We start from the raw sequence: 25,102 nt of genomic DNA, 5'->3' as shown, positions 1-25,102 counted from the left end.
AGTTTTCGACAACCCAACCAGGCATGCTTTTTATTCATATCCCCCTTGGACTTCAGTGTGCGTTTACATGTCTATTGTAAATCAAATTGCGGATTTCATCACGATAAATCATCTTTTTTATAAAGGAGTGCAAAAATTGGTGCGAAGTGTGTATGATTTCTGCTTGTTATGCAGAAACTTCACTATTTTTGAGAGCTTTTGTCACCATGCAGGAAAACTGGAATATCAATGCTGAATTTTATCATTACACATATTATTTGAAAACCTAAACAGAAAGGAATGTGCAAGATGACTGACACTCAATTCATGAAGGCTTATACGATTAAAGAGGTGTCCAAGAAAATAAATGTTCCTTCCGGGACCATCAGGCAATGGGAAAAGGATCTCGCAGGCCTTCTAATCGTCCCCAGGACGAAGCAAGGCGCAAGATTTTATACTGATATGGAAATTGGTTTATTGATGAAAATCAAACAGATGCGAGATAAAAACTTAAGCAAAGAAATGATCCGAGATCTTCTGCAGCGGCATGTGAATCATGATGAAAATACTAGTCCTGAACCATTTGCAGATAACAACGCCCTAACGCTTGAATCGACCTTACCTACCCAGTCCACACCTGAATACGACGGAGGCTATGATTCGTTCATGTCCGTTATGGAGCAATATAAGGAAGCGCTTATCGAGGAAGTAAAAGCTGAAATCCGCAATGGTATTCGCAAGGAAGTTTTGGAAGAAGTTAAAAAGGAGATTTCAAAAGGTACTTTTACTACAGTCAAAACAATTTCAGATTCTATTTATAAATCAGGCGAGCGGACAACAGAACAAATAAAGGTATTGTCTGAAACTGTAGCCAAGACTTCCGAAGAGAATTCCGAAACACTCGGAACACTTTCGGCAGAACTTTCGAATGTTTCGAAAGGGACTTCCGAATTGAGCAGTAGCATTGCTAAGGTATCAAAAGGCACAACTGAAATGTTCAGTAAGCTTTCTGATAGTGTCATAAAAGCTTCACAAGGGACGACAGAAAAAATCTCCCAGCTTTCAGACAGTATCCAAAAGACTTCAAAAGGCACAACGGATAAAATAACAAAGCTGACTGAGAGCGTTGCGAAGGTTTCGAAGGGTACTTCCGAAAAAATCAATGTTTTGTCAGGAAGCATTGCGAATGTTTCAAAAGGTACTTCTGAAAAAATTTCCCTTCTGACAAACAGCCTGACAAAAACATCAAAAGGTACAACCGATAAAATCGTTAAACTGGAGAATTCCGTCGAGAAATTATCATCTGGCACTAACAAGGAACTGACGTTGTTGGCAAAACGCTTGAACGAGACAACAGAAACAGTATCCGAAGAGTTTAAAATTCTGGCTGACTATGTTTCCAACAGCCGGGAGGCAACCAACCAGGAGTTGTCTAATCTGAATGAAGTGATCAATCAAGAAAGAGACTATTTAGTACGTACGATTAAAAGTGAGCGTGACGAATTCCGCAGGGAAATCAAGCAGCGGGATGATATGTTCAAAGGTATGGTCGAAAGTTTCAGGGAAACCGCTGCTTCTAAACACACGAAACGCAACTGGTGGAAGGTTTGGAAATAGTTTCGGTTGTTTAAGTAAATAATAGTTACACTTAGTCGTTAACCATTATTTTTGCGACGGATTTTCAAAAGTCTCCCAATCATATCTGTTTCGAACAACCTTGAGAGGAGAATTTGGAGATGAATTGGATGTGTCGCGCAGCTATATGCGCTGCTTCTTTAGTTGTTTTAACCTTTTCCCATGTCCAAGCCGGAACGATGCAACAATCCGTGAATATTTCACACAGGGGCGCTTCCGGCCATGCACCTGAACACACTCTCGCGGCTTATGAACTTGGGCAAATCATGAAAGGTGATTATATTGAAATCGATCTCCAGATGACAAAGGACGGAGAATTGATTGCCATGCATGATGAAACCATTGACCGTACGACCGACGGCACAGGGACGATCAAGGAGTTTACCTTGGAGGAATTAAAGAGATTTGACGCGGGATCCTGGTTTAATGAGGCATATCCTGATAAAGCAAAGCCTGAATACATGGGCCTTGAAGTGCCGACTCTTCGTGAGGTAATCGATCGGTTCGGAGCTGATGCTAATTTTTTTATTGAAACAAAATCCCCCGAGGTGTACCCAGGGCTGGAAGAAAAGCTAGTGGAGATATTATATGAGTACAATCTTGTTGGTGAAGAACGACAAAGCGGCAAAGTAATCATTCAATCGTTCAGTGCGGAGAGTCTTAAAAAAATACGTCAATTGGATGATTCAATCCCGTTGGTCCAACTTCTTTCCTATTATGCTCCAGCAGTCATTACAAATGTAGAAGTGACGAAAATTAAAGAGTATGCTTCCGGTATTGGCATGCACTTCACGGCAATCAACCCTGTATATGTCAAAAGGGTTCTTGATTCAGGTCTGCGGATATATCCTTATACAGTCAATGAGAAGGAAGATATGGAAATGTTACTGGATTGGGGAGTCACTGGCATGTTCACTAATTATCCAGACAGGCTCGAAGAGGTCATCTCAAACAGGAAATCAAAATGAAAGCTGCCTACTCCGGGCAGCTTTTGCTGTACAAACTATTCAAAGGTAAATAGTTTTCTGTGTTGGAAAGTTCGATCTTAATGATCTGATTTTCATTTTTATAAATTTTAAAAGCTTTTGCTGTATGACTTGATTTTAAGATTCGATAATTTCCCCCATTGAATTCAATCGCACAATTGTCGTCAATAGCAATACCAATAAGGTCATTTGCTTCGACCATTCTTTCAAAATCATTTTCGCGGCCTTCCTCGGTATAATGGGGACAATGAATCCCTGGAACGATTCCTAATCCTCCTATTTTAAAGAAATCCTGCTGCCGCCCTGTCCTATACGTATATGAGTCGCTGTGTCCATACTCGAACCAGCATATAGACCCTGCGCTTAATCCTGATAGGACTGTCCCGTGATGATAAGCTTCTCTTAAGTATTCATCTACCTTCTTGCCCTTCCATATTTCCAGCATTCTTTCAGTATCCCCGCCGCCAACATAAATTAGGTCAGCCGAGAGTATTTTTGCTTTTATTTGATCATTTGATAGTTCTCCATCGATGAGAAATAAGGTATCGGTTTTGCAGCCTAATTCGCTATATACTTTTTTGAAGGTATCAATATACCCTTCAGGCTCTCCGCTGGCTGTGGGGATAAAAAGTGCTAAAGGATTTTCTTTATTGGTAAGCTTTACAATTTCCTTATCAATGTGATGGGTTTCGTTTTCGCTGATTTCTCCCCCGCCAATTGCTACGATTTTTCCCAAGATTCTTCCCCTGCCTTTGTTATCTATCTCTAGTGTGATTTTAAAGATCTTTGTAGCCTTTGGTGTTCTTCCTGAGATACGACCAAAAAGGAAAGTTCCTTTCCGGATTCCTCATTGTAAAGTCTTTGCCCTTCACCTTTAATTTCCAGCTGGTGTATTTCATTCCTGGCATCCTTATCGTTTTGCGGTATATCTGTCATTTCGCAACTGACACTATCAGGAAGCGATGCATTGAAATTTATCAGTATGAGATATGAAGATGATCGTGGAGACTTCGGCAGGGAGTTCAAATCCGTCCTACTCTAGTAAAGCCGATTCTTATACCCATCTTCTAATCTATCTTTAATATCAACTGCTGTGGTCCCTGGAAGCTTGGAGTGTGCAGCGAGAATTTCTGCACCTGAAGGTAAGCTTGATTTGTCTGTCCATGTTTCAGGGTTCCAAAGACCGGATCGTTTTAATGCTTTACCACATTGGATGAAGCATTCTTCGATTTCTACTTCTATTCCCAGAAGTGGTTTTTTTCCTCCGGCAATCATTTTTTCAAGCAGGACCGGATCGAGGGTAAGGCTGGCTTTGCCGTTAACTCTCAATGTTTCAGCCATGCCGGGAATAAGGAACAATAGTCCTACACGGGGATTTGATAATATGTTTTTTAAAGAGTCCATTCTTTTGTTGCCTGGACGGTCCGGGATGACGATCCGATTTTGGTCCAATACGAGCACGAAGCCTTGAGCGTCTCCCCTTGGTGAGGCATCGCTGTAACCATTAGCATCCGAGGTAGATAATATTAAAAATGGCGATTGCGCAATATAATTTTGGCAATGTTCATCTATGTATGTGATAACTTTGCGTTTCGCTAGTTCACTTGGTTTTCCAAATAAAGTCCTTAACTCTGCGAAACTACTTATTTTATGGTCCATTATTTCATCTCCCCAGGTGGTTTCAATCATATTTGTTGGTTTATGATATGATAATATTACCACAATCTGGATTAATTAGTTCCGTTTTATCATTTTAAAAGAAGGTGCAGATTTGAGCAAAAACAGCAAAGTTACTTCATTCTTATATGCATTACTCATAGCAGTGCTCGGCGGTTTATTATTTTCATATTTTAGAGTTCCAATTCCATGGCTTCTTGGTCCAATGTCGTCGATCCTGATTTTTTCCCGATTTAAACGGATCAATTTGTACTGGCCGCCTTTTCTAAGAGATACAGCCTTAATAATAGTCGGTTATTCAATCGGGCTTTCCTTTACTCGGACCGCAGTAAAAAATATCATTGCAAATCTTCCGTCAATGTTTTTCATGACAGTGTTATTGGTGTCATTCGCAGCATTCATGGCCTTTATCATTTCTAGGCTTTCAGGGGTAAATTACCCCACGATGTTAACAGGCAGCATACCGGGAGGACTGTCACAGATGATCGTCTTCGCCGAGGAAACGAAAGGCATTGATATTACAGTAGTTACTTTCATGCAAGTATCCAGGTTATTGATGATAGTATTCTTTGTTCCGTTCGTCATTTTTGGCCCGATTCTTAACTTACAGCACACAGAATATGAAACAATAGGCCAATACCAGCATGATGCTGGGTCATATTCTGCCCTGTTGTTCGCAGCTGCCTGTATCATAGGTGCTTTTGTCGGAAAAAGACTTAGATTTCCGACCCCTTTTTTATTAGGGCCGATCCTTGCAGCAGCATTATTAACAAACGTTGGTTTTACTGGCCCGATTTTGCCATCAAACGTACTGGACGCCTCACAATTGTTGATCGGCGGATATATAGGCATGCTATTAAAACCGGAAAAATTACAGCGTAAAACTTTGACCATCTTTCTGGCCTTGTTAAGCGGTTTTTTTCTTGTCTCTGGATCATTGGCAATGAGCTTCTTTTTATCAGAGAAGTTAAATATCTCAATCGTTACAAGTTTCCTGAGCTTAGCCCCGGGCGGAATGGACCAGATGGGAATAATTGCGCATGAGGTGAACGCCGATTTATCAATGGTTACCGGATTTCAATTATTCAGGCTGCTCTTTGTTTATTTTGCGGTGCCTCCACTATTAAGGTGGTATTTTAAGAGAAAATTAGGCAGTAAACAGGAATCACTTTAAGATTCGGGGGTATATTAATTAACATATTTTAAGAAGTTTGGTATGGAGGGATAAAATGAACCAATCAATCAATAACTTTATTAATAAGGCCAAAATGACTTTGAATCAAGCATATGGCCACGCCAAAGAAACAATCTATTCAGTGACAGGTACTTCTTCAGCCTCTGTTCAGCAAATTGCTGACTTTATCAAGAACCATCCGGACACAAAAGTAACAAAAAACCATTTTCTAGGTGTGACATTGTCATTTTATCAGCTGCAACAAGGCGATATGAAATATTATTTGGAAACGAACAATTCGAAAATATTGCAGCTGGACGTGCATTCTCTCAATCAAAGTGTAGTTGCTTATCGCTCCTACCGTGACCAGCTTTCGCTCGATACGCCGGTTAAATTTCCTGATTTGCATAGCACAAAATCATAATTTCAAATGTAAAGCTTCTGCAGGTATGCAGAAGCTTTTTCTATATTTGAAAGCACATCCCACTTCAAGTATTGTTTATCACCTGCCATTGCCAGTTTTCAACCTTAGTCAGCTTTATTGTAATAACCTAATATTGCTTCATGCATTCTCGCTCTTATTTCTGCCCGGCAAGCTGGTCACGGTCATCAGCCATTGGTGGTTCCTCGAGCCAGGCATTCTTAATCATAATATTTGCTCCGTCTTCAGCATACAAAGCAATTTCGGGAATCAGAGAAGCATATTGAATACCAATATCCTTGCGGGGACTTGCCGACATCGCAGCACCATAATTGCCAATACCTGCAGCAATCATTGCAGAAACATGGAACATGATCAGCTTGTCCGAAAATATTTGTGTGGTCGTGTCGGTAATTGCAGAGTCCCAAAACATCGGAGCAGGGATATCATTTGTTTTCAGGATGTCACTGAACAAATCAACATGTTTTTGGGCGATTTTTTTTCCTCGCTGAAGAAAGCTTTTGACTTCTTTGTCCTGTGCTACCTGTAAGAATCCCATAATCAATGCCTTGCCGATTTGATTGGTTTGGACGTTCATGAACAGATGGGTAATTTCGATAGAAGAAAGTGAACGTTTTCTGCCTTTAATGCCTGATAAGAATCTTTGTTTCTCAACAAAATCTACTTTATCAGGTACCGAAATGAACGGAGGTCTTATATATGTTCCTTGCTTCAGCATCAATTCTCTCGTTAGATCCTGAAGGCCAATTCCGGATTTTAACACTCTTTTATGGAAAACGATGACATCTGGACGGGTGCCGAGACCTATGGCTGCACAATTTGCTGCCATACCCAGTATGGACATATGCCTTAAGTACATCATTTTAAAAGTATCTGAAAAAAGCCGTGGAGCATGTATATTCACATCATTTTCAGTAAAGCCGACTGGATAAGGGAAATGATCATGTTCGAAAATTTCTTTTAACATGGTGATGTTATTCTTCGATGCTTTTAACCCAAATTCTATAACTTCCATCACGCTCTCATCGACTGTGTTGTTTAAAAAATATTCTAATACACAGATAGACACAGTATCATTGATATATTGTGACCACAAACTAGACATTTCTGCTGCGGTTAAGCGGATTTTTGTCTTGTCCTCCATCTTCACACCCCAATACACTTGATGATATACTTATCTTTCCTTAGACAAAGGATTTTTATGAAGTACTTGGAAATACGATTTTAACATCAATTCCAACTTGGTAAAATTGTCCTATCTATTTCATAAAATAGTAGTAAAATAAGAAGTAAGATTCCTGATTAGGAGTGAGCAAACTGGATGTGTTTTTCTTATTAATCGGTACGGCCATTGGGTTAGCATTGGCCGCTAATTTATTTCGATTTCATGTAAGCGCTTATCTTAATAAACTAATTTTCTCTGTCGCCCCCCTTCTTCTTATAGAAGCTTTTGTGGCTTTTTACGGCTTAGAACATTTAAGATGGATGATTCTTTTTTTTATTGGTATAGCTGGATACTCCTATAAATTAAAGGGTGGTTTGAATGCTGCGGGATTTAGCTTCATTCTCGTCGCTGTGCAAACTAAAGGAATCTTTCTTCTTGATTTGCCCGTTTACCTAACAATTGGAGCAGGATCTGGACTTGTTACGCATTATTTAATTCACAAGAAAAGAGACCACCATAGGTGGACGAATATGCTTATGGAGCAGTCGAAGCACCTGCAAGTATTTCGCGAAGTAAGTACGACTATGCAGCGTACCCTTCAACAGGACTTGCTGTTAAAGGTCATTTTGACATCGGTGACGGCAGGTCATGGGCTAGGGTTTAATCGCGCGATGATTTTTCTTTCTGCAAATGGATCAAAGTCATTAAAAGGGGTTGTCGGTGTCGGCCCAATGGATGTAAAGAAAGGATATGAAGTGTGGGAAAAGATTTCAGAAGACAAACTGAAGCTTCGTGATTTGATAGAACACAATTTTGACAGCAACTTTACAGATCCTGAATTAAATGACATCCTCAAATCACTTGATATCCCCTATGATGAGCAAAACGTCTTTGGGATGGCTTTATCAAGCCAAAAACCTGTGATTGTAAACCATATTGACAAGAATGACTCATCCCAGGTTCTTATTAACGCCCTTTTCCGAACTGAAGAATTCGCGGTTATCCCGCTGATCAACCAGGGTAAGAATATCGGGATTTTACTCATAGATAACATTGTCAATAAACGCCCCATCACATTGCAGGATACGGAGAATATCATACCGCTATCAAACCAGGCAGCTATTGCCCTGGATCATGCGAACCTATATGAGCAAATAGAAGAAATGGCTTTAAGAGACGGCTTGACTGGGTTGCTTAACCAGCGCGCCTTCCAGACCATCCTTAACGATCATTTCCCGTTTGAAGGCCAATGTCGCGGCCCTCTTTCGCTGATTATTTTTGATATTGACTTTTTTAAAGTGTTCAACGACAAAAATGGTCACCTGCTAGGAAATGAAGTTTTGATGAAACTGGCAAAAGTAATTGTCCAATCTCTCAGGCACGGCGACTATTCCTTCCGTTTCGGCGGTGAAGAATTTGTTGTTCTTCTTCCCGATACTACCTTAGAACAAGCCGAAGTCATTGCAGAAATAATCCGACAGAATGTCGAAACAGCAAGCTTCCCTGGAGAAGATACGCAGCCTAATGGTACATTGACTGTCAGCATTGGGACAGCGTGCACAAGTCACCCTGCTATTTCCACCAAGAACGAATTAATAGACGCCGCCGACCAGGCTCTCTATAAAGCAAAGAACGCAGGCAAGAATACCGTAGTTTCATTTAAGGAGTTCGTGAGCATTGATTGAATTGACATTTATAATGGGTGTATTAATCTTTCTGATGACAGCTGCACTTACAAGCAGGCATTTATACAGTTTTTCGATGAAATCTTATTCGAGACAAATAACGGCTCATTTTGGATTTAAGGTATCGGAGCTGCACTATTCCTATGACCAGATGATTTATTTCATTTCCCTTCCTACCACGCTTCCATATGTGAAATCTGCTGTAAAAGAAGACCTGGTCATAGAACAGGATTATTCATCTTTCTTTTATCCCGTATTAAAAGGAATTAGGATTTCTTTGAATGATAAGGGACAAAAACTTTATCTTGCATACCTCCCGATTGGGAATTTCCGTCTTCCTCACCTTGATAAGCTTCAAAATGATGGCCAGATTGATGAGCAAACTTATTTGAAAATCAGCATTAGTAAACTTCTGCACCCGAAAACACTTCAAGAAGTCCGGGAAGAGGTATATAAACAGTTACAGGTAGGCCGTTATTAAAGATTGTTCTTATAAACGCAATGCTCCATAATAAAAAAGACTTTTATTCTTAGGACCATTTTTTAAAGAAGCCAGCATCTAGGTGCTGGCTTCTTCACTGTCCGCTAGGGTGGTAAGGGTTTCTTTTTGTCGCTTCAGATCGATGTAAATCCATTTCTTGAAGCGAGTTGCCAGATAGATTATCAGGACATGGATTGAATTATTGATAAGAGTATGCCGGAAGTTTTGCTTAGCTATGCCGGTTTTCATGACCAGCAAGTCCATGATTTTTGTGAAAGCAAAGGCTTTTGCCATCCCATTGATTGTGGAGTCATTTTTTATGATACTTGCGGTTGCCAATGACAGGGCTATGGAATAAAGAGGGCCTATCTTGAAATGCTCCTTCCAGTTATGCCATCGTCCCAATCCGAACCTGAACTTTCTCACGATTGACATTGAATAAAATAAATTCATGCCGTTAACCAAAATAGCGAGAAATAATGAGCCGAATTGAAAGATTGGAGTTCCAATTTTTAGCTGATTGTACCAAATATCATTTATGTAAAAATAGAGCGGAATTAATGTGGCCGTGAATTTCGTTTTCCACCAATTATTTTGATGGATTTTTAATTTAAGAAATATTTTTTCAATGGCAGCAAAGTAAAGCGCAAAAAACGCTTTCCACTTCCAGCTAAGATTAAATGCAGTCAAGAAGGCAGCAGTGAATGGGACAAATACTGCCTGGGATAAAATAGCTCCGAAAAAATTGTCCAGGTCCTTATTTAGGAACAATTTTGGTTTATAACGGTATGCGCTGAACAGGCTGAGAACGATATACTCAAACAGGAAACACAGACCCATTCCCGAAAGGAGCAAAATCGTTAATCTTTTCCGGTCCTGATTTTTATAGAAGGTGTATATCAATAATAAAGTATGGATGATTAGGAGAATGAAAAATGGAATGTAATTCTTTTTGTTCCTGTTCATAAACTTTATTCACCTTCCTTAGAATTCTGCGTATGTTCCTTAAGATTCTCGTATTAGGTTAGTAATATGTACATCATCATATGTTAAAAGTAAAAAAGCCTAATACACTGTCATTAGGCTCTTGATTTAAGTAGTTGTAATGTTATTTAAGGTGCCCTATAAAATGGAGATCTGCAGCTTCATACATATTCGATGGGCTTTCGAGTATCTTCCGAACATCCTTCAATGTGTCATGCAAGCTCACTATTACACCTTTCTTTCCAGTAAAGGCTTCCGCGACGAAAAATGGCTGGGTAAGATACGCTTCCAGCTTCTCTCCTTGCTGATAAGTTTGAAGTTCGGTCATTGGCAAACGATCCAGTCCATGAACATTGACGATTGACCGTAATTCCCGGTACCGGCGCAGCAATTTTTGCGCTCTCTGTTGGATGCTGTGATGAACGGGGTCTAAATAGGAGCCCTCTAGGATGGATGAAGTTGAGTAGATGGGATTAACGGCAGGATATTTATGTCTCGCTGCCAGGTCGGCATCAAATTGCCATAAAGTGTCGAGTGGTCCATATGGCAAGTCTTCATCGACAGCCTCCCCTTTTAAATCTACAAGAAAGGTCGTTACCTCGTTGATTTCTTTGTCCTCCATCATTTCCTGCAGGCAGTACATCTCTCCTGATAAAATATATGAGCGGTCAGCGGTTAACACGAATTCTTGATCTGACCCTGCTGAAAGCATTACTTGGAATGTTTCCTCAATAGAATCAGTGACATAATCAATACCATCCACTACATCACTGAGTTCAGGATGCTCTCCTTTTGGTTTTATGAGAATTGTAATAAATCCATTTTTCTTCAATCGGTGTAACATTTCCGCCAGTACAACCAATTGTCCCATACCTGGGCGCGCTACAAGCCCTACAGTTCCTCCCTTTGCAATCGGAGCGAATAAATCTAATGTCTTAATCCCTGTTTCAATCATTTCAACACTCTCCCCTCTTATAATCAGCTCATCCAGTGTGCATCCAGCCAGAGTTGCCAATGCTACAAGCGTACGTACCTCAGCCCTGCCAACCGGAATTTTACCTGTTGACAAGTTAGATACAGTCGCCGGTCTCAATCCTACAGACTTGGCAGCGGTCGTTAAATTAGGAACCCTTTTTCTGAGCAGTGCAACGTTCAATCTAAGATTTTCCATAGTTGCCACCTCCTTACTTTAAAGAGTAATATAATTTACTTTCAAAAGCAATAAGTTTATTTGCTTTTGAAAGTAATCTTTTTTACTTTCCTATGAAAGTGTTTTAAGTATCTTAATGGGTAAAATAAAAAAATCTTCGTGAAAGGAGTTGTAAGAATGATTCCGGTTGGTGTATCAAACCGCCATCTCCATTTAAAACAAGAGGATTTGTATACTCTTTTTGGAGAGGGGTATGAATTGTCGATTGCCAAGGAGCTGTCACAGCCTGGCGAATTCGCAGCAAATGAAACTGTCAAAGTGATTGGGCCTAAGGGTGAATTTCCCTCCGTGCGGATCCTTGGTCCGGTAAGGAAGTTCACCCAGCTTGAAATTTCTAAAACGGATTCATTTTCTTTGGGAGTAAAAGCCCCCTTACGCTCGTCTGGCAATATTGAAGGAACTCCAGGCATCAAGCTTGTTGGTCCAAAAGGAGAGCTGGACATTCAGGAGGGGGTTATTATTGCAGAGCGTCACATTCACATGACACCAGTGGACGCTGCGAACTTTGATGTTAGTGACGGCCAATATGTAAGTGTCAAGAGCCAAGGCGAAAGAAGCCTGGTATTCAATAATGTCCTGATCAGAGTGAAAGACACCTACGCTTTGGATATGCACATCGATACGGATGAAGCCAATGCTTCTGGGCTTAAGACAGGTGATCAGGTCGAAATCGTAAAATAGAGAAGCCAGGCTTGCACATAGTGCTGCCTGGCATTTTTGTTAAGTAACGTAAAAAATACCATCTTACTCCCAAACTTCTTTTAACGTTTCTCTGAAAATCCGGTTGAGAGTTTCTGTCGGATCAGCTACTTTCCTATTGAGGTCCTTTGCGTATTTTTCTATGCGATCCATTTCATCTATTACAAATTCATTTATTATTAAGTTTTTATCTATGTAATCTTCCCCGGACTGTTTGGATACCAGAAGTCTTTGTGCTTCCTCCTTAACCATACAATCAGGCAATACCCTCAATAGCTCCTTAAAATCTATCGGTGGCAATGACTGATGCTTTTCAATCCATTTAGCCGCCATAATCGACCGCAGGACGTAGAGGTACAATTTAATTTTAATCTTTTCATTTTTTTGAAATGATGTGAAATTCTTTTTTACTAGGTTCAAATGATGGCTGATATAAGGCTTTGGCGAAAAAAATTTATGTTGAATAAACTTCAATTTAGTAGCCATGCCATGTTCATTGCAGTAAACTATTTTGGAATTAAGCCATTCTAGCAGTGAAGGGTTAGATTTTCTATACAGCCTGAGGGCTTTGGTGATTTCCCACCCGCTAGCATCCACGCGCGGATCTACAGTGATAGACAGCCCATCATGATTGGGCACTTCCAATACATCTGAATGCTGGTCAATCGATAAATACCATTCCTGTTTGTGGATGTAGATAAAGCGAAGATCATAATCACTTTCCTCTGATGAAAAACCTAATGCTCTGCTTCCAGCATCACTAGCAAAAATGATTTTTACATCATAATCTTCTTCAATCTGTTTTAACACAGCTAAAATATGACCTTTCATGCCAGTCCCCTTCCCCCTATAGTAATTTCATCCAATATGCTTTATATAGTTTGCCACTATTTTGTCAGGGTATAAATGAATATACCAACTTCAAGGAGGTTAAAACAAATGAATGACGAGCAAACTAAAGGTGCATTTGACCAAGTTAAAGGCGAAGCAAAAAAACAATTTGGCAAACTGACTGACAATGAATCCATGGAAGCGGAAGGCCGCGTTGACAAAGGAAAAGGAAAACTTAAAGAAACGGCCGGTGATGTGAAAGAAGATATCTCCCGTGCATTCAATAACGCTTCAAGGGACTAGTTTTATATAAGAAAAGCCTTTGCTATCTAGGAGGGCACTGAAAATCTGACGATTTTTTAGATTTTCTAGAAAATCCAAACGAAAAGAACCGATTCACTTCCATGTTTTTGGAAATGAATCGGTTCTTTTTCTGTTTTTTGTCTATTTTTTGCTTCTATTTTTGTAGCATTAGTTTTAGAATTCTTTTTAAATTGACTGTAAATATGGCCATAGCACCTTTCATTTCCATGCCAATTCATTATAACTACCTTCCCTTAACGGGCAACGCTTGCATTTTTCAATATCAAAATAATAGGTATCTACCTGGTTCTTGCCGTTACTCCAGTGTTTTTCTTCCCTTGTCGAGCTTTCCCGATTGATCTTCATATACAAAGGAAAAGTCGACCAGATCATTAATCTGGCGCAACAAATTATTCTTTGGAACGATAAGATCATAGAGATCCATATAAGGACTTAGCTTGATCGATTGTTGCATTGGCATCGATGGAACCACCCATTTCGAATAGATTACCTTTATAATAAAATAAAAACCGTCCAATTCCCTTAAAAAAGTCAGGGATTTGAACGGTTTAAAGTTTGTCTAAAATATAGGTTTAGTAGCACTAGGTTGATTGGAACGGAAGGTGCGTAGACTCCTGCGGGATCAGCGGGACAGGTGAGACCCCGCAGGCGCTTTAGCGCTGAGGAGGCTCACCGCACGCCCCGCGGAAAGCGAAGCATCCTGGAGTGGAAATCAACCGTCCAATTTAATAAAGCTATCCTTTAAGGACTTGTTCAGAGGCCTCCTATCCAGCAAAGGCTTTTTTTGTCTTAATCTATATTGGATTTATTCTTCCCTTTTACAAAACGATAGGCAAGGTAAGCTATATACAATGGTGTGGCAATATAGATAAGATAAGGAAATTGCCCATATGTTCCTTTCCAAATAACGAATAGCAAGGATCCAAGGAAGATCGTCACGATGGTCCCGTATTTAGGAAGCGGGACTTCCTTAAAGCTTGGGATTCGAATCCTGCTTACCATCAAGAAGCTTAAAGCTGTAAATACTACAGTAGTGACAATGTTTGGAATCATATCACCAAAAAGCGTAAGGATAGCCATGATTCCGCCAGCTGCAGTGATTGGCACACCAATGAAGTAGTTCAGTGAAGATTTATCAGTACTGATGTTGAATCTAGCTAAACGGTACGCGCCAAACAAAGGAAACAAACCTGCAACCATTAATCCCCAAATTCCAAATTGATAAAAGTATGTATAGTAAACCAGAAATGAAGGTGCAACTCCAAAAGTGACAATGTCTGCCAGGGAATCTAATTCCTTGCCGAGCTGGGTATCGGCTTTTAGCATCCGGGCAAGCCTTCCGTCCATGCTGTCCAGCATCATGCCGATCAAGATTAAAATTGCCGCATTATTAAATTGGCCAGTAGCCGCAAATCCAATTGAAAGAAAACCGCAATATAGATTCCCCAAGGTAAACATATTTGGAATCATTTTAGTAAACCGCATCAGTTGTCATCACTCTCCGAAATCTATTTTTACATCTTCTTTATTCCTATTTTTACCCAAGGCAAACAATAATCATGTTTATTTTATCAAATTATCGCCAAAAATAGAGGTGAACTATATCATTATATCTCAATCCGGATAGTGTTTATAAGAAAATTTTAAGATTTCGAAGAATGTTTAGTCTGAAGTAAAAATATGGTTAAAAAAAGGACTATTAAAATGATTCATCAAATTGTATACTATTTTGGGGCTGGTGAATTATGATGAATAAAAACATGCGAAGATTAAAATTCCTTCTTATAAAGCTATTTAGAATTAAAGGAAATGCTCATAACATTTCTTTAGGATTCACATTGGGATTTTTAATTCACTTTATTCCGTCATTTGGGTTGGGTCCAATCTTATCAACTGCGAGTGCGAGACTTTTTAAAGGAAATCCAGTTGCAGGATTTATTAGCGGTGTGGCATTAATATGGCTATTTCCCTTTTTATTTTATCTGAATGTAGTAGTTGGTGAAACTTTATTTCCATATGGAATCTTCCCTTCTGCTGCTGGTATGCCCCATCATGGAATGTCTTTGGATGCCGGCATGCATATAGGAGCTGCCTTTTTCCTGGGCATGGTCGTTAACTTACTTCTTTTTGGAATGATTGTATACTACTTAATCTTTACGATTATTAAGAAATATCGCCTTAATTTCCTTTCCCTTATAAAAAAATGGGATGTTAGAAAATAAACGAGTGAAAAATCCTCATGATTTTTCACTCGTTTTTAGTTTCTTGGCTTATTATATTATTCGGGATATTTATCTCGAGGAACTCAAGTATTTCATTATCGGGGCCTTGATAAAAAACAGTTTCCCAACCGTTGTTGAGTTGATATGGTCCCTCTTCAGGTGCGATATGCATTTCTTCAAATCTACGGATCTTCTCCCTTAAATCATCTACTTCGAAACAGAGGTGGACATGTTCACGGTCTATTATAGTCTGTTTGTTGTTCCCGATCAGTTCAGTCAGTTCAAGCTTGAAACCCGCCAATTCGAGAAATACTATTTTCTCTCCAAGAAATGTGGGTTTGCTATGTTCTTTAAACCCCAAAACATTTTCATAGAAAGTTTTCGATAAAGCCAAATCCTTCACTTCCATTGCAAAATGATGAATTCTCATAGGATACCTCCCAGTTATTGACTAGATAATCAAATTAATATCACCGAACTCATGCCATAAATATTTCTGTTCAACCGCTGTTTCATAAGCAGCAAATAGTGTCTGTTCCGGCACGAAGGCTGTCAGCAAATCCAGGTGGCTTGCCTTTGGCTCGTGAAAGCCAGAAATGATTCCGTCTACAAGGCGCAGTTTATATTCGGCTGTTACATATAAATTTGTCCAGCCTTCTAAGGTTGATTTTGCAATTGCTGTTTCCAGAGCACGAACCACGGTTGTGCCAACTGCAACTACTTTTCCACCTGAAGCTTTAGCTTCAACGATTGCTGCCATATCTTTTTCAGAGATTGAATATTCTTCAAAATGATTTTCAGGTGAATGACCATAATCATCATCAAGCAGATAACTTAGCCCGGTATGGAGCTGGAGATAGGCTAGCTTGATCCCCTTTCGCTGCAGTCTCCATAAGAGTTCCCAGCTGAAAGCCCTGCCAGCTGAAGGCATCTCAACTGAACCCGGCTGGCATGCAAAAACAGTCTGATAGTAATCCAGCTTCCATGGATGATTGATATATTCATATCTCACGGGCTCCCCTAGTAAATAAAATGCTTCGAATAATTCTCTTCCCTGCAAGGAAAACCGGATGATTTTTAATGGGGACTTGAAAACTTCACCGATCACTTTTGCCTGAAGGGTATTCGCAAAGCATAATTCATCTCCGGCTTTGATACCATCTGCGACAATCAGGACCTCCCAAGCAGAAGCGTTCTTTTTCTTCGCAAGCCTTATTTCAATTTTATTGGCAAGTACCTTCCCCTTTCGAAGCCAATCAGCTTTAAAAATAGCTGGAATGGTTCTGCTGGTATTAAGTACGAGAACATCACCAGGATTCAAATAGTGGTCAATCTGGAAGAAACGATCGTGCTTTACAACGCCTGTTTCCCTGTCAAGCACCATCATTTTTACATGGTCCCTCCGCAGACTTCGTCTTTCCGGTGGATGGGAAGCATTAAGTGCAGGTGGCAGATAAAAATCATAACCATTTGATTTTGTTTTAGTCCGCATTATAACCCCTCCTGATTGAATTCCTGAGCCTGGAAACGCTGACCGTTAATCTTTCTTGAATCATCCGATGAAAGGTATAGAAAGACATTCACTACATCACTTGGGTCTGCAAGCTCGTAATCACAATCGGGTACGGCGAGTGCATGCATTTCTGTGTTCATTTCACCAGGATCAACCATATTCATTCTTACATTTGTATCGCTTAATTCATCGGCCCAGGTTTCTGTCAGACCCTCGACCGCGAACTTCGATATGCCATATGCTCCCCAGCCAGCATAGCCTATATGGCCCGCTTCGGATGTTACGTTAATGATTGAGCCTTCATTTTGCTTGAGCATAACAGGCAGTACACGGCGTGCAACTAAGAATGGACTGATGCTGTTTACCCTGATCACTTCTACGAAATCCTCCTCTGGAAAATCCAGTAACAGTGGCATCGGACTTGGCCCGAGTATGGAGGCGTTGTTGATTAGAACATCTATTCGTCCATATTCTTTTACTGCTAGTGCAACAAATTTTTCTGCATCCCGTGAAAGCGATACATCCGCTTTGATTGCAAGCACTTCAGCGCCTAATGCTTCTGCTTCCCTTTTTACTTCCGCAAGCACGTTTTCCCTGCGTGCGCAGACAGCTAATTTTGCTCCTTCCTTTGCAAATGTGAGTGTCAATGCTTTTCCAAGCCCCTGTGTGACTCCAGTTATCATTACTACTTTATTTTTTAACATCATCAAGTTCCTCCTTTGTTTTCTTCTTGTATTCATCATAAGATTTAGAAGAAAACTCTTCCTCGTAGAGAAGCTTGATTTTTTCTGCGACTTTAGTCTAAGTTTTATAAAAAGGTTGTTTTCGCATAGAAAAGAGCCTATAAAAAAGAAGGCTGTGTCTCCACAGCCTTCCTAAGGTTAATCTTCTATTAAATAAACAATCGCTTCATATGGCCGCAACGCAAGTGTTGGCTTGATTTCAACATTGCCATTATAATTGGAAATCAGGACTTTGCCCTGTTTGCCTTGAAGCTCTTCTGGTACATTGAAGCTTTGCTGTTCTGATGAGAAATTCAATGCCACAAGTAAAGTCTGAGATTCATGAGCTCTTGTATATACGTAAATCTTTTCATCGTCGGGCACTAGCAGGTCGTAGCTGCCATGCACGATAATAGGATGTTCTTTGCGAAGCTGGATTAATTGGCGGTAGTAGTGATAAATGGAATGTTCATCTTCCACAGCCTGCTTTGCATTGATTTCTTTGTAATTCGGGTTCACCTGAAGCCAAGGTGTACCTGTTGTAAATCCTCCATGCTCACTTTCGTCCCATTGGAATGGAGTACGGGCATTATCGCGTCCCTTTACATAAATGGATTCCATTACCTTTGCAGGATCTTCACCGTTTTGAACTACTTTTTCATTGTACATGTTCAGTGTTTCGATATCCTGGTACTCCTGAATAGAGTTAAAACGGACATTTGTCATCCCGATTTCTTCGCCCTGATAAATGTATGGGGTTCCCTTCAGCATATGGAGGAAGGTACCAAGCATTTTTGCTGACTCAACACGATATTCTTTATCATTCCCAAAACGGGATACCATCCTTGGCTGGTCATGATTGTTAAGGTACAAGCTGTTCCAGCCTTCTTCTTCAAGTCCCTTTTGCCATTTTGTAAAGCTTCTTTTTAGGTCTGTAAGCTTCAATGGCTTTAGGTCCCATTTGCCTCCTGGGCCAGAATCCAAATCAACATGTTCGAATTGAAATATCATATTCACTTCATTTCGTTCCTCATTTGTATAAAGCTTTGCCAGTTCAACATTTGCACCGGGCATTTCTCCAACTGTCATGGCTTCATAATGAGCCATTACTTCGTTATGCATCTCCTGCAAGAAATCATGAATTTTTGGTCCGTTCATAAAGAATTTGCTACCTGATGCATATTGCTTTCCTTCAGGATTCGGTGCATCCGGAAGACCATCTACTTTGGAGATGAAGTTGATCACATCCATCCGGAAACCATCTATGCCCTTGTCCAGCCAAAATTTCATCATATCATACACTTCCTGGCGCAGCTTAGGGTTCTCCCAATTCAAATCAGGCTGCTTTTTGCTGAAAAGGTGAAGATAGTATTCATCTGTAGCTTCGTCATATTGCCAGGCTGACCCGCTGAAGACTGATTCCCAGTTATTTGGTTCCTTGCCATCCTTTCCAGGTCTCCATATGTAATAATCGCGATATGGGTTATCTATTGATTTCCTGGATTCGACGAACCAGTTATGCTCGTCTGAACTATGATTAACGACAAGGTCCATGATCAGTTTGAGCCCGCGGTCGTGCATTTCTTTTAAAAGAAGCTCCCAGTCTGCCATTGTTCCAAAGTCATCCATTATATCGCGGTAATCGCTGATATCGTATCCGTTATCATCATTTGGGGATTTATAGACAGGAGAAAGCCAGATAACATCTATTCCAAGTTCCTTTAAGTAGTCTAATTTAGAAATAATCCCAGGGATATCGCCTATTCCATCTCCATTGGAATCCATGAAACTGCGAGGGTATATTTGATAAATGACCGATTCTTTCCACCAATGCTTTTTCAAGAATATCACTCCATAGTTTTAAATTTGAGTAAACGTTTACGTAACATGCGAAAATTATAGGATTCTTACACTTTCCCGCTCTATTATAGTGTGTGACATAATTCTGCTTTCAATCTTCTGCCCTGCATTCATCATCGAAAACAGCATATTTGCAGCAACAGATCCCATTTTTTCCAATGGCTGCGCTACTGTTGTCAGTGGCGGTATTGACATTTCTGATATAGGCAGATTATCATAGCCGATAACTGAGAGATCTTCGGGAATTTTAATCCCCATTTTATAAGCAGAGGAAATTGCTCCCATGGCGATTGCATCGCTAGCGGCAAAAACCGCAGTAATGTCGGGGGCCTGCTCAAGCAGGTTGGGCAGACTATCCAGGCCGTCAGTGAAGGAAAAGCCTTTTGAATGGACGATATTTTTTTCGTCGAATGTTAATCCTTTATTGGCTAATGCTTGTTTATATCCATCAATACGTGGCTGGCCTGCAATGATATCTTCCTTGTTGCCGCTGATCATGCCTATTTTATGATGGCCCATTTTCATTAAGTAATCAGTAGCGGTAAAGGCTGCATGCTTATCATCGACTTTTACGAATGGCAAAGGATATTGATAGGATTCTGTGGCCACCAGGACAACCGGTGTGTGCATAGACTCAAGCTTGTCATAATACTCCTCGGTAATGATCTCACTCACAAACAGAATTCCGTCGACCCTTTTCTCAGCTAAAAGCTGTAAATATTTCATTGTTCTCTGGCCGTGTGATGCTGTATTGCAAACGATCACACTCGAACCGAAACCATGCACAGTCTCCTCCACACCCCTGAGGATTTTTGATGAGAATTGGCTTGATACTTCCGGGAAAAGAATGGCGACTGTATTGGATTTATTGTTTATTAATCCACGGGCAAACGCATTAGGCTGATATCCTAACTCTTTAATAGCGTTGAGTACCTTCGCTTCCGTTGCTTTTGAATAACCGCCCTGGCCATTGAGGACCCTTGATACGGTAGCGATGGACACATTCACTTGTTTTGCTACATCTTTAATTGTAGAACTCATACTCACCATACCTTTTGAGTAAACGTTTACGTTGCGTGTTAATAATAATAGTTTTTTTAAATTTTTTCAAGTTTAATTTCTCCTCTTTAACTGCCAGCATATGTACAAAAAAACCTCCTGTAATTAAGTTCCTTAATTTGAATAACAAACACCTATAATTTGCATTTTCCTTTTGCTGAAAAAAGGAATTTCACTGCCTGACAGTGAACTATATTAATCATTGAAAAATTCGATTAGGATGGGGTTTTTTGTGAAGATAGGTTTATTAAGGCATTTTAAAGTTACGTTAGGTTACCCTAAAAAGCTTGTTTCCTCTCAGGAATTGCTAAGCTGGCAAAGGGAATATAATGAATCAGAAATTGAGGAAACAGAAATTGAACTTTTGGGTCAGAACTGGAACAGGTGCTATTCAAGCGATTTGGACAGAGCAAGGCGAACTGCAGAGAAGGCTTTTACCGGAAAAATTATTTATTTAGAGGAATTGCGCGAAATGGCAATCTATCCTCTGATTCAAGGCAATGTCAGGCTGCCCCTATCTCTGCATATTTTCTTGATCAGGATGGCTTGGCTTTTAGGCCATAAATCTCAAAAAGAAGGCAAAATTGAAGTCGTCCAAAGGATAAATCAAGTGTTAGATAAGGCAATAGCACAAGGTGAGGATGTACTGATCGTTGGCCATGGAGGGATTATGATATTCATGCGGAAGGAATTGATAAAAAGAGGTTTTTCCGGTCCGAAATTCAATCGACCGGAAAACGCAAAACTATATATTTTTGAGAAAGAATAATCCGGTAGGCGCAAGCAAATGCTTAGGCGTCTTCATTTAAGGCTCTTTTTGTGTACTTTGTTGTTTTCACAACCAAAAGTATACGAGTTTTAAGGCATTCCCTGTACAGAAACCTCCTCAAAAAGAGCCCGAGGTGAAGAAAATGCGGGATGAAAGCTCAGTTCGAAAAAAACAATCTATGCGAAAACAGCCTCATTTAAAATAGAATACATTTTTACGTCATAATGGACTCCTTTGATGAAAATAAACTTTCTTAACACACCTTCGAAGCTCATTCCCGCTTTTTCCATTACTCTTTCTGAACCAGTGTTGGCAACAAGGCACTTTGCCTGGATCCTTACTAATTCCATATTGTTAAACCCAAACCTTATAAGTTCCATTGCTGCTTCGGTTGCAATCCCTCTCCCCCAGTAATCCTTGGATAACGCATAACCCATTTCCGCGGTTTTATGCTGTGTCTGCCAGGATACAAAATCAATAGTCCCAATCAGTTTTCCATCTTCTTTGTGTTGGATGCCCCATGGTGCGATCTTGCCATTTTCATAAAGACCCAATATAAAATCTACATAGTCCTCAGTAGCGGATAATGATTGATGAGAGTCCCAGAATACGAATTTTGAGACATCAGGATCAGAAGCATATGTATGTATATCCTCGACGTCTTCCCTCTTGATTTTCCTTAGGATCAGACGTTCTGTTTCCAGTGCCGGAAGATCACTGTATATATCTTCTATTTTCAATTTATTTCACTCCTAGCAGTCAGTTATCGTCATTATAACGTAATTTCTATTTGCTGATAAATTTGTTTAATTAGTTCTCTCTTAAGTGGTTGTTGCTTGAATGAATTCTTTGGTTAATGGAAAAAGTAACGACGAGCCATTTAAAATCAGGAGGTACCGCAATGGAAAATACCCATGAATATGTACAGAAACTGAATGAAAACCAGCGAAAGAATGAACAGAACAAAAAAAGGCAAGGCAAAGAAAACCCTAGCGATAAACTCCCGAATAAGCAGCATTAAACAGAGAATAGACCGCCAATTTGCGGTCTATTTTCTTTGCACTGCCTATTAGTTATCTGCTTCGGCGATTTTTTGTAACTGTTCGCTTATTTATTCCTTTATTTTTGCGGCCCTCTGGCAAACCAGTGTGCCTTCCATCTCTGACATTCCGTTCTTGGCCGGATTTGCCTGAAGCATTGTTACTTCTGGTTCTTTCAAAGCGTGTTCCGCTATTTTCATTTTTGGAGCCCCTGGACTCCTTGCCAATAAATTCTGACCGATCAGATTCTTGCCTTCTGTCTCTTTGATTTCGTGAATTCTCACTTCTTTCCTTTACCTGCCTCGTTTGCTGGCCTTCTTGTGAATGATTTCTTCTTCGATCACGTGAAGGCGCCTGCCCATCTTTATTCCTCATAGCTGGTCCTTCAGGGCTGCGTTCACGCTTGTCTTTTATATCATTCCGAGAAAAACGATCCTTTGTGATCTTTTCTCCGCGGCGATCTCTTTCAACCTTCCCATCTTCACGCCTTCTCGACCTGGTATTTTTACCTTTATAATCTCCTGTTCTTGTTTTTCGGTTACTAGAAAGATCAGGATCTGTTTCATTTTCGGATTGTCCTTTTCTTGCATTCCCGATATTTTTCTTTTCAATCCTTACATTAAGATCTGATTCAATCATATCTAACAATGGTTTGTCTTTCGGCGAATAGAAGCTTACTGCCAACCCTTCATTGCCTGCTCTGCCTGTTCGTCCAATTCGATGAATATAGCTTTCTGTATCAAGTGGCATGTCGTAGTTAAACACATGCGTGACACCATCCACATCCAGCCCTCTGGCTGCAACATCTGTGGCAATCAAATACTGGATTTTAGCATCACGGAACTTCTTCATCACCTGTTCTCTCTTCGCCTGAGATAGATCTCCATGAAGCTCATCGCAGTTAAAATGGTTGGCTTTCAATGCGTCATTCAGCTTGCTGACCCTTCTTTTTGTCCGGCAAAAAATGACTCCTAAAAATGGCTGATACATCCTAAGAGATTCAATCAAATCATTTTGCTTGGCTCTATCTGCGGTACTGATAGCAATTTGTTTGATATTAGCTAATGGAGCTTGAGTCTTTTCAATTTGAATATTCTCAGGTTTATACATATGTCGCTTAGCGAGCTTCCGTATTTCATCTGGCATTGTAGCTGAGAATAGCAATGTCTGTCTAGTCTTTGGTGTTTGCTTGATGATTTCCTCTACCTCATCTAAAAATCCAATATGGAGCATTTGATCGGCTTCATCCAGTACAAGGAATGCAGCTTTTGAAAAATCGACCGTCTCCCTGCGGATATGGTCCAGCAAACGTCCAGGAGTGCCAACGACTATATGAATGTTTTTCTTCAGTTTCTTAAGCTGTGATGCAACATCCTGTCCGCCATAGACAGCGAGAATATTGATGCCATCGACATGTTCGACTAATTTTTGTATTTCGTGTGTGATTTGCAAGGCAAGTTCCCTTGTCGGCGTGACGATCAATGCCTGGATGTTCGGGTTACTGGCATCCAATTTTTCGAGGATTGGCAGAACGAATGCGAAAGTCTTCCCAGTCCCAGTCTGTGACTGGGCAATGATATCTTTGCCATCCAGCAGTAACGGTATCGCTTTTTCTTGAATCGGTGTCGGTTCTGAGATTCCATGTATTTTCAACGTTTCCGCGATTGCTTCCGAGATTCCGAGTGATATAAATTTATCCAAAATTAGATCCCTGCTTTCTTTAATGAGCTGAGTAGATATATTTCTGTCCTCAACCACTAATTATTGCTTTTAGTATGGAAAAATAGCAAGTAAACCTTGCATAGAAAATGGTGTCTAAAGCTCATGCCCAGTGTTAGGCATTAGGTAATGCAACTTTTTACTGTGCAGACAGTGCTGAATATAAAGCAAATAAAGCGGGACTGGATGGCGTCTGTATAACTGAATATGCAGGTTAATAAGCTAAATGAGCCTGGCCCTTTGCAGTAATGAATTACTGCTATGTGGGTCAGGCTTAATTTTATTGGGTAAAATAATATATGTGGATTTTCAATTTAGCGTGTGGTACGATTTACTAATTGAAGAATAGGAAGTGACTAGAATGATTAAAATCGAACTACCTTCACCGGATGTTGTGATCACAAGAAGCAGGCAACTAGGAGAAAAGGTTGAAGCAGTAATCAGCAGCGAATATGGTTTTACGGATTACCACCGGATTCCAAGAGATAAAGGCGGAATCATCATGTTTTTCAACGCGGATGATGAATTGATGTACGTCGGAAAAGCGCGGAAGCTAAGACCACGGGTAAAGAAACATTTCGAGGATACTGTTTCTCCTATCAAAAACCATCGCCACGAAGTACACAAGATTGCCGTATGTACTGTGGAAGACCCGATGGATAGAGAAATTTATGAGACGTATGCGATTAATACGTTAAAAGCAAAATACAACATCGAAAAAGTTTTTTATAAGTAGATTTTACTGCATATAGAAATCTGAATATGGAAAAGTGCCTGAAACGTGTTTCAGGCACTTTTCTTTGAAAATAAGTCTGTTGATTTGCGTTCCAGGCGCTTCGCTTTCCGCGGGGCTGGCGGTGAGCCTCCTCGTCGCAAGCTCCTGCGGGGTCTCACCTGTCCAGCTGATCCCGCAGGAGTCTGCGCGC

Annotated in this window: 26 protein-coding genes and 1 pseudogene; 12 read left to right on the top strand and 15 right to left on the bottom strand. The window is 40.2% G+C overall.

Annotation, left to right across the window (positions count from 1 at the left end):
• Positions 1 to 288 precede the first annotated feature (288 nt).
• A complete protein-coding gene (locus M3204_RS11245; protein ID WP_251481506.1) occupies positions 289 to 1,596 on the top strand; it encodes a MerR family transcriptional regulator in 1,308 nt (435 codons plus the stop codon).
• A gap of 119 nt (positions 1,597 to 1,715) precedes the next feature.
• Complete coding sequence (locus tag M3204_RS11240; protein WP_435367696.1) at positions 1,716 to 2,582, top strand: glycerophosphodiester phosphodiesterase; 867 nt, start codon at positions 1,716 to 1,718, stop codon at positions 2,580 to 2,582.
• Positions 2,583 to 2,589: 7 nt separating this feature from the next.
• Here M3204_RS11240 and M3204_RS11235 read toward each other — a convergent pair whose 3' ends face one another.
• Both M3204_RS11235 and M3204_RS11230 read right to left on the bottom strand, forming a co-directional pair.
• Entirely contained in the window at positions 2,590 to 3,336 is a 747-nt protein-coding gene (locus M3204_RS11235; protein WP_251481500.1) for a Type 1 glutamine amidotransferase-like domain-containing protein, read from the bottom strand.
• A gap of 302 nt (positions 3,337 to 3,638) precedes the next feature.
• Positions 3,639 to 4,259: a pyridoxamine 5'-phosphate oxidase family protein gene (locus M3204_RS11230; RefSeq protein WP_251481497.1), complete on the bottom strand. Its 621-nt coding sequence runs from the start codon at positions 4,257 to 4,259 to the stop codon at positions 3,639 to 3,641.
• A 112-nt stretch (positions 4,260 to 4,371) separates the two neighbouring features.
• Between M3204_RS11230 and M3204_RS11225 the strand changes: the two genes are divergently transcribed.
• Both M3204_RS11225 and M3204_RS11220 read left to right on the top strand, forming a co-directional pair.
• The gene (locus M3204_RS11225; RefSeq protein WP_251481494.1) at positions 4,372 to 5,451 is read left to right on the top strand and encodes an AbrB family transcriptional regulator; all 1,080 of its coding nucleotides are present in this window, start codon (positions 4,372 to 4,374) and stop codon (positions 5,449 to 5,451) included.
• Between the two features lie 55 nt (positions 5,452 to 5,506).
• On the top strand, positions 5,507 to 5,875 hold the full coding sequence (locus M3204_RS11220; RefSeq protein WP_251481491.1) for a hypothetical protein: 369 nt from the start codon (positions 5,507 to 5,509) through the stop codon (positions 5,873 to 5,875).
• A 154-nt stretch (positions 5,876 to 6,029) separates the two neighbouring features.
• Here M3204_RS11220 and M3204_RS11215 read toward each other — a convergent pair whose 3' ends face one another.
• Positions 6,030 to 7,037 carry a DUF3231 family protein gene (locus tag M3204_RS11215; protein ID WP_251481488.1) on the bottom strand — a complete coding sequence of 336 codons (1,008 nt, stop codon included), beginning with the start codon at positions 7,035 to 7,037 and terminating at the stop codon, positions 6,030 to 6,032.
• A 341-nt stretch (positions 7,038 to 7,378) separates the two neighbouring features.
• Here M3204_RS11215 and M3204_RS11210 point away from each other — a divergent pair, with 341 nt between their 5' ends.
• Together M3204_RS11210 and M3204_RS11205 are read left to right on the top strand one after the other, a co-directional pair.
• Complete coding sequence (locus tag M3204_RS11210) at positions 7,379 to 8,743, top strand: GGDEF domain-containing protein (RefSeq protein ID WP_251481485.1); 1,365 nt, start codon at positions 7,379 to 7,381, stop codon at positions 8,741 to 8,743.
• Positions 8,736 to 9,224 carry a hypothetical protein gene (locus tag M3204_RS11205; protein WP_251481483.1) on the top strand — a complete coding sequence of 163 codons (489 nt, stop codon included), beginning with the start codon at positions 8,736 to 8,738 and terminating at the stop codon, positions 9,222 to 9,224. Before M3204_RS11210 ends, M3204_RS11205 begins: the two co-directional genes overlap by 8 nt.
• Positions 9,225 to 9,302: 78 nt before the next feature.
• Here the strand turns inward: M3204_RS11205 and M3204_RS11200 are convergent, their stop codons facing one another.
• Both M3204_RS11200 and M3204_RS11195 read right to left on the bottom strand, forming a co-directional pair.
• Positions 9,303 to 10,190, bottom strand: a complete 888-nt coding sequence (locus tag M3204_RS11200; RefSeq protein ID WP_251481480.1) for a hypothetical protein — start codon at positions 10,188 to 10,190, stop codon at positions 9,303 to 9,305.
• 142 nt (positions 10,191 to 10,332) lie between these two features.
• Entirely contained in the window at positions 10,333 to 11,379 is a 1,047-nt protein-coding gene (locus M3204_RS11195; protein WP_251481478.1) for an ATP synthase beta subunit C-terminal domain-containing protein, read from the bottom strand.
• Between the two features lie 156 nt (positions 11,380 to 11,535).
• On the opposite strand from M3204_RS11195, the gene pduL reads away from it, so the two are divergent.
• Positions 11,536 to 12,099 (top strand): phosphate propanoyltransferase, encoded by a 564-nt coding sequence (gene pduL, locus M3204_RS11190; protein ID WP_251481475.1) that lies wholly within the window; start codon positions 11,536 to 11,538, stop codon positions 12,097 to 12,099.
• A gap of 63 nt (positions 12,100 to 12,162) precedes the next feature.
• Here the strand turns inward: pduL and M3204_RS11185 are convergent, their stop codons facing one another.
• Entirely contained in the window at positions 12,163 to 12,948 is a 786-nt protein-coding gene (locus tag M3204_RS11185) for a nucleotidyltransferase domain-containing protein (RefSeq protein ID WP_251481472.1), read from the bottom strand.
• Between the two features lie 108 nt (positions 12,949 to 13,056).
• Between M3204_RS11185 and M3204_RS11180 the strand changes: the two genes are divergently transcribed.
• Positions 13,057 to 13,251, top strand: coding sequence for a CsbD family protein (locus M3204_RS11180; protein WP_251481469.1), 195 nt, complete (start codon positions 13,057 to 13,059; stop codon positions 13,249 to 13,251).
• Positions 13,252 to 13,405: 154 nt separating this feature from the next.
• Here the strand turns inward: M3204_RS11180 and M3204_RS11175 are convergent.
• Positions 13,406 to 13,610, bottom strand: a pseudogene (locus M3204_RS11175) (hypothetical protein); the annotation flags it as partial.
• Between the two features lie 451 nt (positions 13,611 to 14,061).
• Positions 14,062 to 14,757: a CDP-diacylglycerol--serine O-phosphatidyltransferase gene (gene pssA, locus M3204_RS11170; RefSeq protein ID WP_251481467.1), complete on the bottom strand. Its 696-nt coding sequence runs from the start codon at positions 14,755 to 14,757 to the stop codon at positions 14,062 to 14,064.
• 260 nt (positions 14,758 to 15,017) lie between these two features.
• Between pssA and M3204_RS11165 the strand changes: the two genes are divergently transcribed.
• On the top strand, positions 15,018 to 15,494 hold the full coding sequence (locus tag M3204_RS11165) for a DUF2062 domain-containing protein (RefSeq protein ID WP_251481463.1): 477 nt from the start codon (positions 15,018 to 15,020) through the stop codon (positions 15,492 to 15,494).
• A 25-nt stretch (positions 15,495 to 15,519) separates the two neighbouring features.
• On the opposite strand, the gene M3204_RS11160 is transcribed toward M3204_RS11165, so the two are convergent.
• From M3204_RS11160 to M3204_RS11140, 5 genes are all read right to left on the bottom strand, one after another.
• Positions 15,520 to 15,924 (bottom strand): VOC family protein, encoded by a 405-nt coding sequence (locus tag M3204_RS11160; protein ID WP_251481461.1) that lies wholly within the window; start codon positions 15,922 to 15,924, stop codon positions 15,520 to 15,522.
• 21 nt (positions 15,925 to 15,945) lie between these two features.
• Entirely contained in the window at positions 15,946 to 16,986 is a 1,041-nt protein-coding gene (locus tag M3204_RS11155; RefSeq protein WP_251481457.1) for an S-adenosylmethionine:tRNA ribosyltransferase-isomerase, read from the bottom strand.
• Complete coding sequence (locus M3204_RS11150) at positions 16,986 to 17,714, bottom strand: SDR family NAD(P)-dependent oxidoreductase (protein WP_353056010.1); 729 nt, start codon at positions 17,712 to 17,714, stop codon at positions 16,986 to 16,988. The genes M3204_RS11155 and M3204_RS11150 overlap by 1 nt, the downstream gene beginning before the upstream one ends.
• Before the next feature lie 174 nt (positions 17,715 to 17,888).
• Positions 17,889 to 19,571 carry a glycoside hydrolase family 13 protein gene (locus M3204_RS11145; RefSeq protein WP_251481455.1) on the bottom strand — a complete coding sequence of 561 codons (1,683 nt, stop codon included), beginning with the start codon at positions 19,569 to 19,571 and terminating at the stop codon, positions 17,889 to 17,891.
• Positions 19,572 to 19,625: 54 nt separating this feature from the next.
• On the bottom strand, positions 19,626 to 20,630 hold the full coding sequence (locus M3204_RS11140) for a LacI family DNA-binding transcriptional regulator (protein WP_251481453.1): 1,005 nt from the start codon (positions 20,628 to 20,630) through the stop codon (positions 19,626 to 19,628).
• 250 nt (positions 20,631 to 20,880) lie between these two features.
• On the opposite strand from M3204_RS11140, the gene M3204_RS11135 reads away from it, so the two are divergent.
• On the top strand, positions 20,881 to 21,417 hold the full coding sequence (locus M3204_RS11135; protein ID WP_251481449.1) for a histidine phosphatase family protein: 537 nt from the start codon (positions 20,881 to 20,883) through the stop codon (positions 21,415 to 21,417).
• 176 nt (positions 21,418 to 21,593) lie between these two features.
• Here M3204_RS11135 and M3204_RS11130 read toward each other — a convergent pair whose 3' ends face one another.
• Entirely contained in the window at positions 21,594 to 22,157 is a 564-nt protein-coding gene (locus M3204_RS11130; protein WP_251481446.1) for a GNAT family N-acetyltransferase, read from the bottom strand.
• A 161-nt stretch (positions 22,158 to 22,318) separates the two neighbouring features.
• Here M3204_RS11130 and M3204_RS11125 point away from each other — a divergent pair, with 161 nt between their 5' ends.
• The gene (locus tag M3204_RS11125) at positions 22,319 to 22,438 is read left to right on the top strand and encodes a DUF4023 domain-containing protein (protein ID WP_251481444.1); all 120 of its coding nucleotides are present in this window, start codon (positions 22,319 to 22,321) and stop codon (positions 22,436 to 22,438) included.
• 52 nt (positions 22,439 to 22,490) lie between these two features.
• On the opposite strand, the gene M3204_RS11120 is transcribed toward M3204_RS11125, so the two are convergent.
• The gene (locus tag M3204_RS11120) at positions 22,491 to 24,158 is read right to left on the bottom strand and encodes a DEAD/DEAH box helicase (protein WP_251481441.1); all 1,668 of its coding nucleotides are present in this window, start codon (positions 24,156 to 24,158) and stop codon (positions 22,491 to 22,493) included.
• Positions 24,159 to 24,537: 379 nt separating this feature from the next.
• Here M3204_RS11120 and M3204_RS11115 point away from each other — a divergent pair, with 379 nt between their 5' ends.
• On the top strand, positions 24,538 to 24,912 hold the full coding sequence (locus tag M3204_RS11115) for a nucleotide excision repair endonuclease (protein ID WP_251481439.1): 375 nt from the start codon (positions 24,538 to 24,540) through the stop codon (positions 24,910 to 24,912).
• Positions 24,913 to 25,102 lie beyond the last annotated feature (190 nt).

The organism is Mesobacillus subterraneus, assembly GCF_023715485.1.
GTDB classification, from domain to species: Bacteria; Bacillota; Bacilli; order Bacillales; family Cytobacillaceae; genus Mesobacillus; species Mesobacillus subterraneus_B.
This window is presented reverse-complemented; position numbering and strand designations above follow the sequence as displayed.

Excerpts from the sequence above, each read along its gene's own strand:
- M3204_RS11245 (WP_251481506.1), top strand. The coding sequence starts at position 289 with ATGACTGACACTCAATTCATGAAGGCTTATACGATTAAAGAGGTGTCC.
- M3204_RS11240 (WP_435367696.1), top strand. The coding sequence starts at position 1,716 with ATGAATTGGATGTGTCGCGCAGCTATATGCGCTGCTTCTTTAGTTGTT.
- M3204_RS11230 (WP_251481497.1), bottom strand. The coding sequence starts at position 4,259 with ATGGACCATAAAATAAGTAGTTTCGCAGAGTTAAGGACTTTATTTGGA.
- M3204_RS11220 (WP_251481491.1), top strand. The coding sequence starts at position 5,507 with ATGAACCAATCAATCAATAACTTTATTAATAAGGCCAAAATGACTTTG.
- M3204_RS11215 (WP_251481488.1), bottom strand. The coding sequence starts at position 7,037 with ATGGAGGACAAGACAAAAATCCGCTTAACCGCAGCAGAAATGTCTAGT.
- M3204_RS11210 (WP_251481485.1), top strand. The coding sequence starts at position 7,379 with ATGATTCTTTTTTTTATTGGTATAGCTGGATACTCCTATAAATTAAAG.
- M3204_RS11200 (WP_251481480.1), bottom strand. The coding sequence starts at position 10,190 with ATGAACAGGAACAAAAAGAATTACATTCCATTTTTCATTCTCCTAATC.
- M3204_RS11195 (WP_251481478.1), bottom strand. The coding sequence starts at position 11,379 with ATGGAAAATCTTAGATTGAACGTTGCACTGCTCAGAAAAAGGGTTCCT.
- pduL (WP_251481475.1), top strand. The coding sequence starts at position 11,536 with ATGATTCCGGTTGGTGTATCAAACCGCCATCTCCATTTAAAACAAGAG.
- M3204_RS11185 (WP_251481472.1), bottom strand. The coding sequence starts at position 12,948 with ATGAAAGGTCATATTTTAGCTGTGTTAAAACAGATTGAAGAAGATTAT.
- M3204_RS11180 (WP_251481469.1), top strand. The coding sequence starts at position 13,057 with ATGAATGACGAGCAAACTAAAGGTGCATTTGACCAAGTTAAAGGCGAA.
- pssA (WP_251481467.1), bottom strand. The coding sequence starts at position 14,757 with ATGCGGTTTACTAAAATGATTCCAAATATGTTTACCTTGGGGAATCTA.
- M3204_RS11165 (WP_251481463.1), top strand. The coding sequence starts at position 15,018 with ATGATGAATAAAAACATGCGAAGATTAAAATTCCTTCTTATAAAGCTA.
- M3204_RS11160 (WP_251481461.1), bottom strand. The coding sequence starts at position 15,924 with ATGAGAATTCATCATTTTGCAATGGAAGTGAAGGATTTGGCTTTATCG.
- M3204_RS11155 (WP_251481457.1), bottom strand. The coding sequence starts at position 16,986 with ATGCGGACTAAAACAAAATCAAATGGTTATGATTTTTATCTGCCACCT.
- M3204_RS11150 (WP_353056010.1), bottom strand. The coding sequence starts at position 17,714 with ATGATGTTAAAAAATAAAGTAGTAATGATAACTGGAGTCACACAGGGG.
- M3204_RS11140 (WP_251481453.1), bottom strand. The coding sequence starts at position 20,630 with ATGAGTTCTACAATTAAAGATGTAGCAAAACAAGTGAATGTGTCCATC.
- M3204_RS11125 (WP_251481444.1), top strand. The coding sequence starts at position 22,319 with ATGGAAAATACCCATGAATATGTACAGAAACTGAATGAAAACCAGCGA.
- M3204_RS11115 (WP_251481439.1), top strand. The coding sequence starts at position 24,538 with ATGATTAAAATCGAACTACCTTCACCGGATGTTGTGATCACAAGAAGC.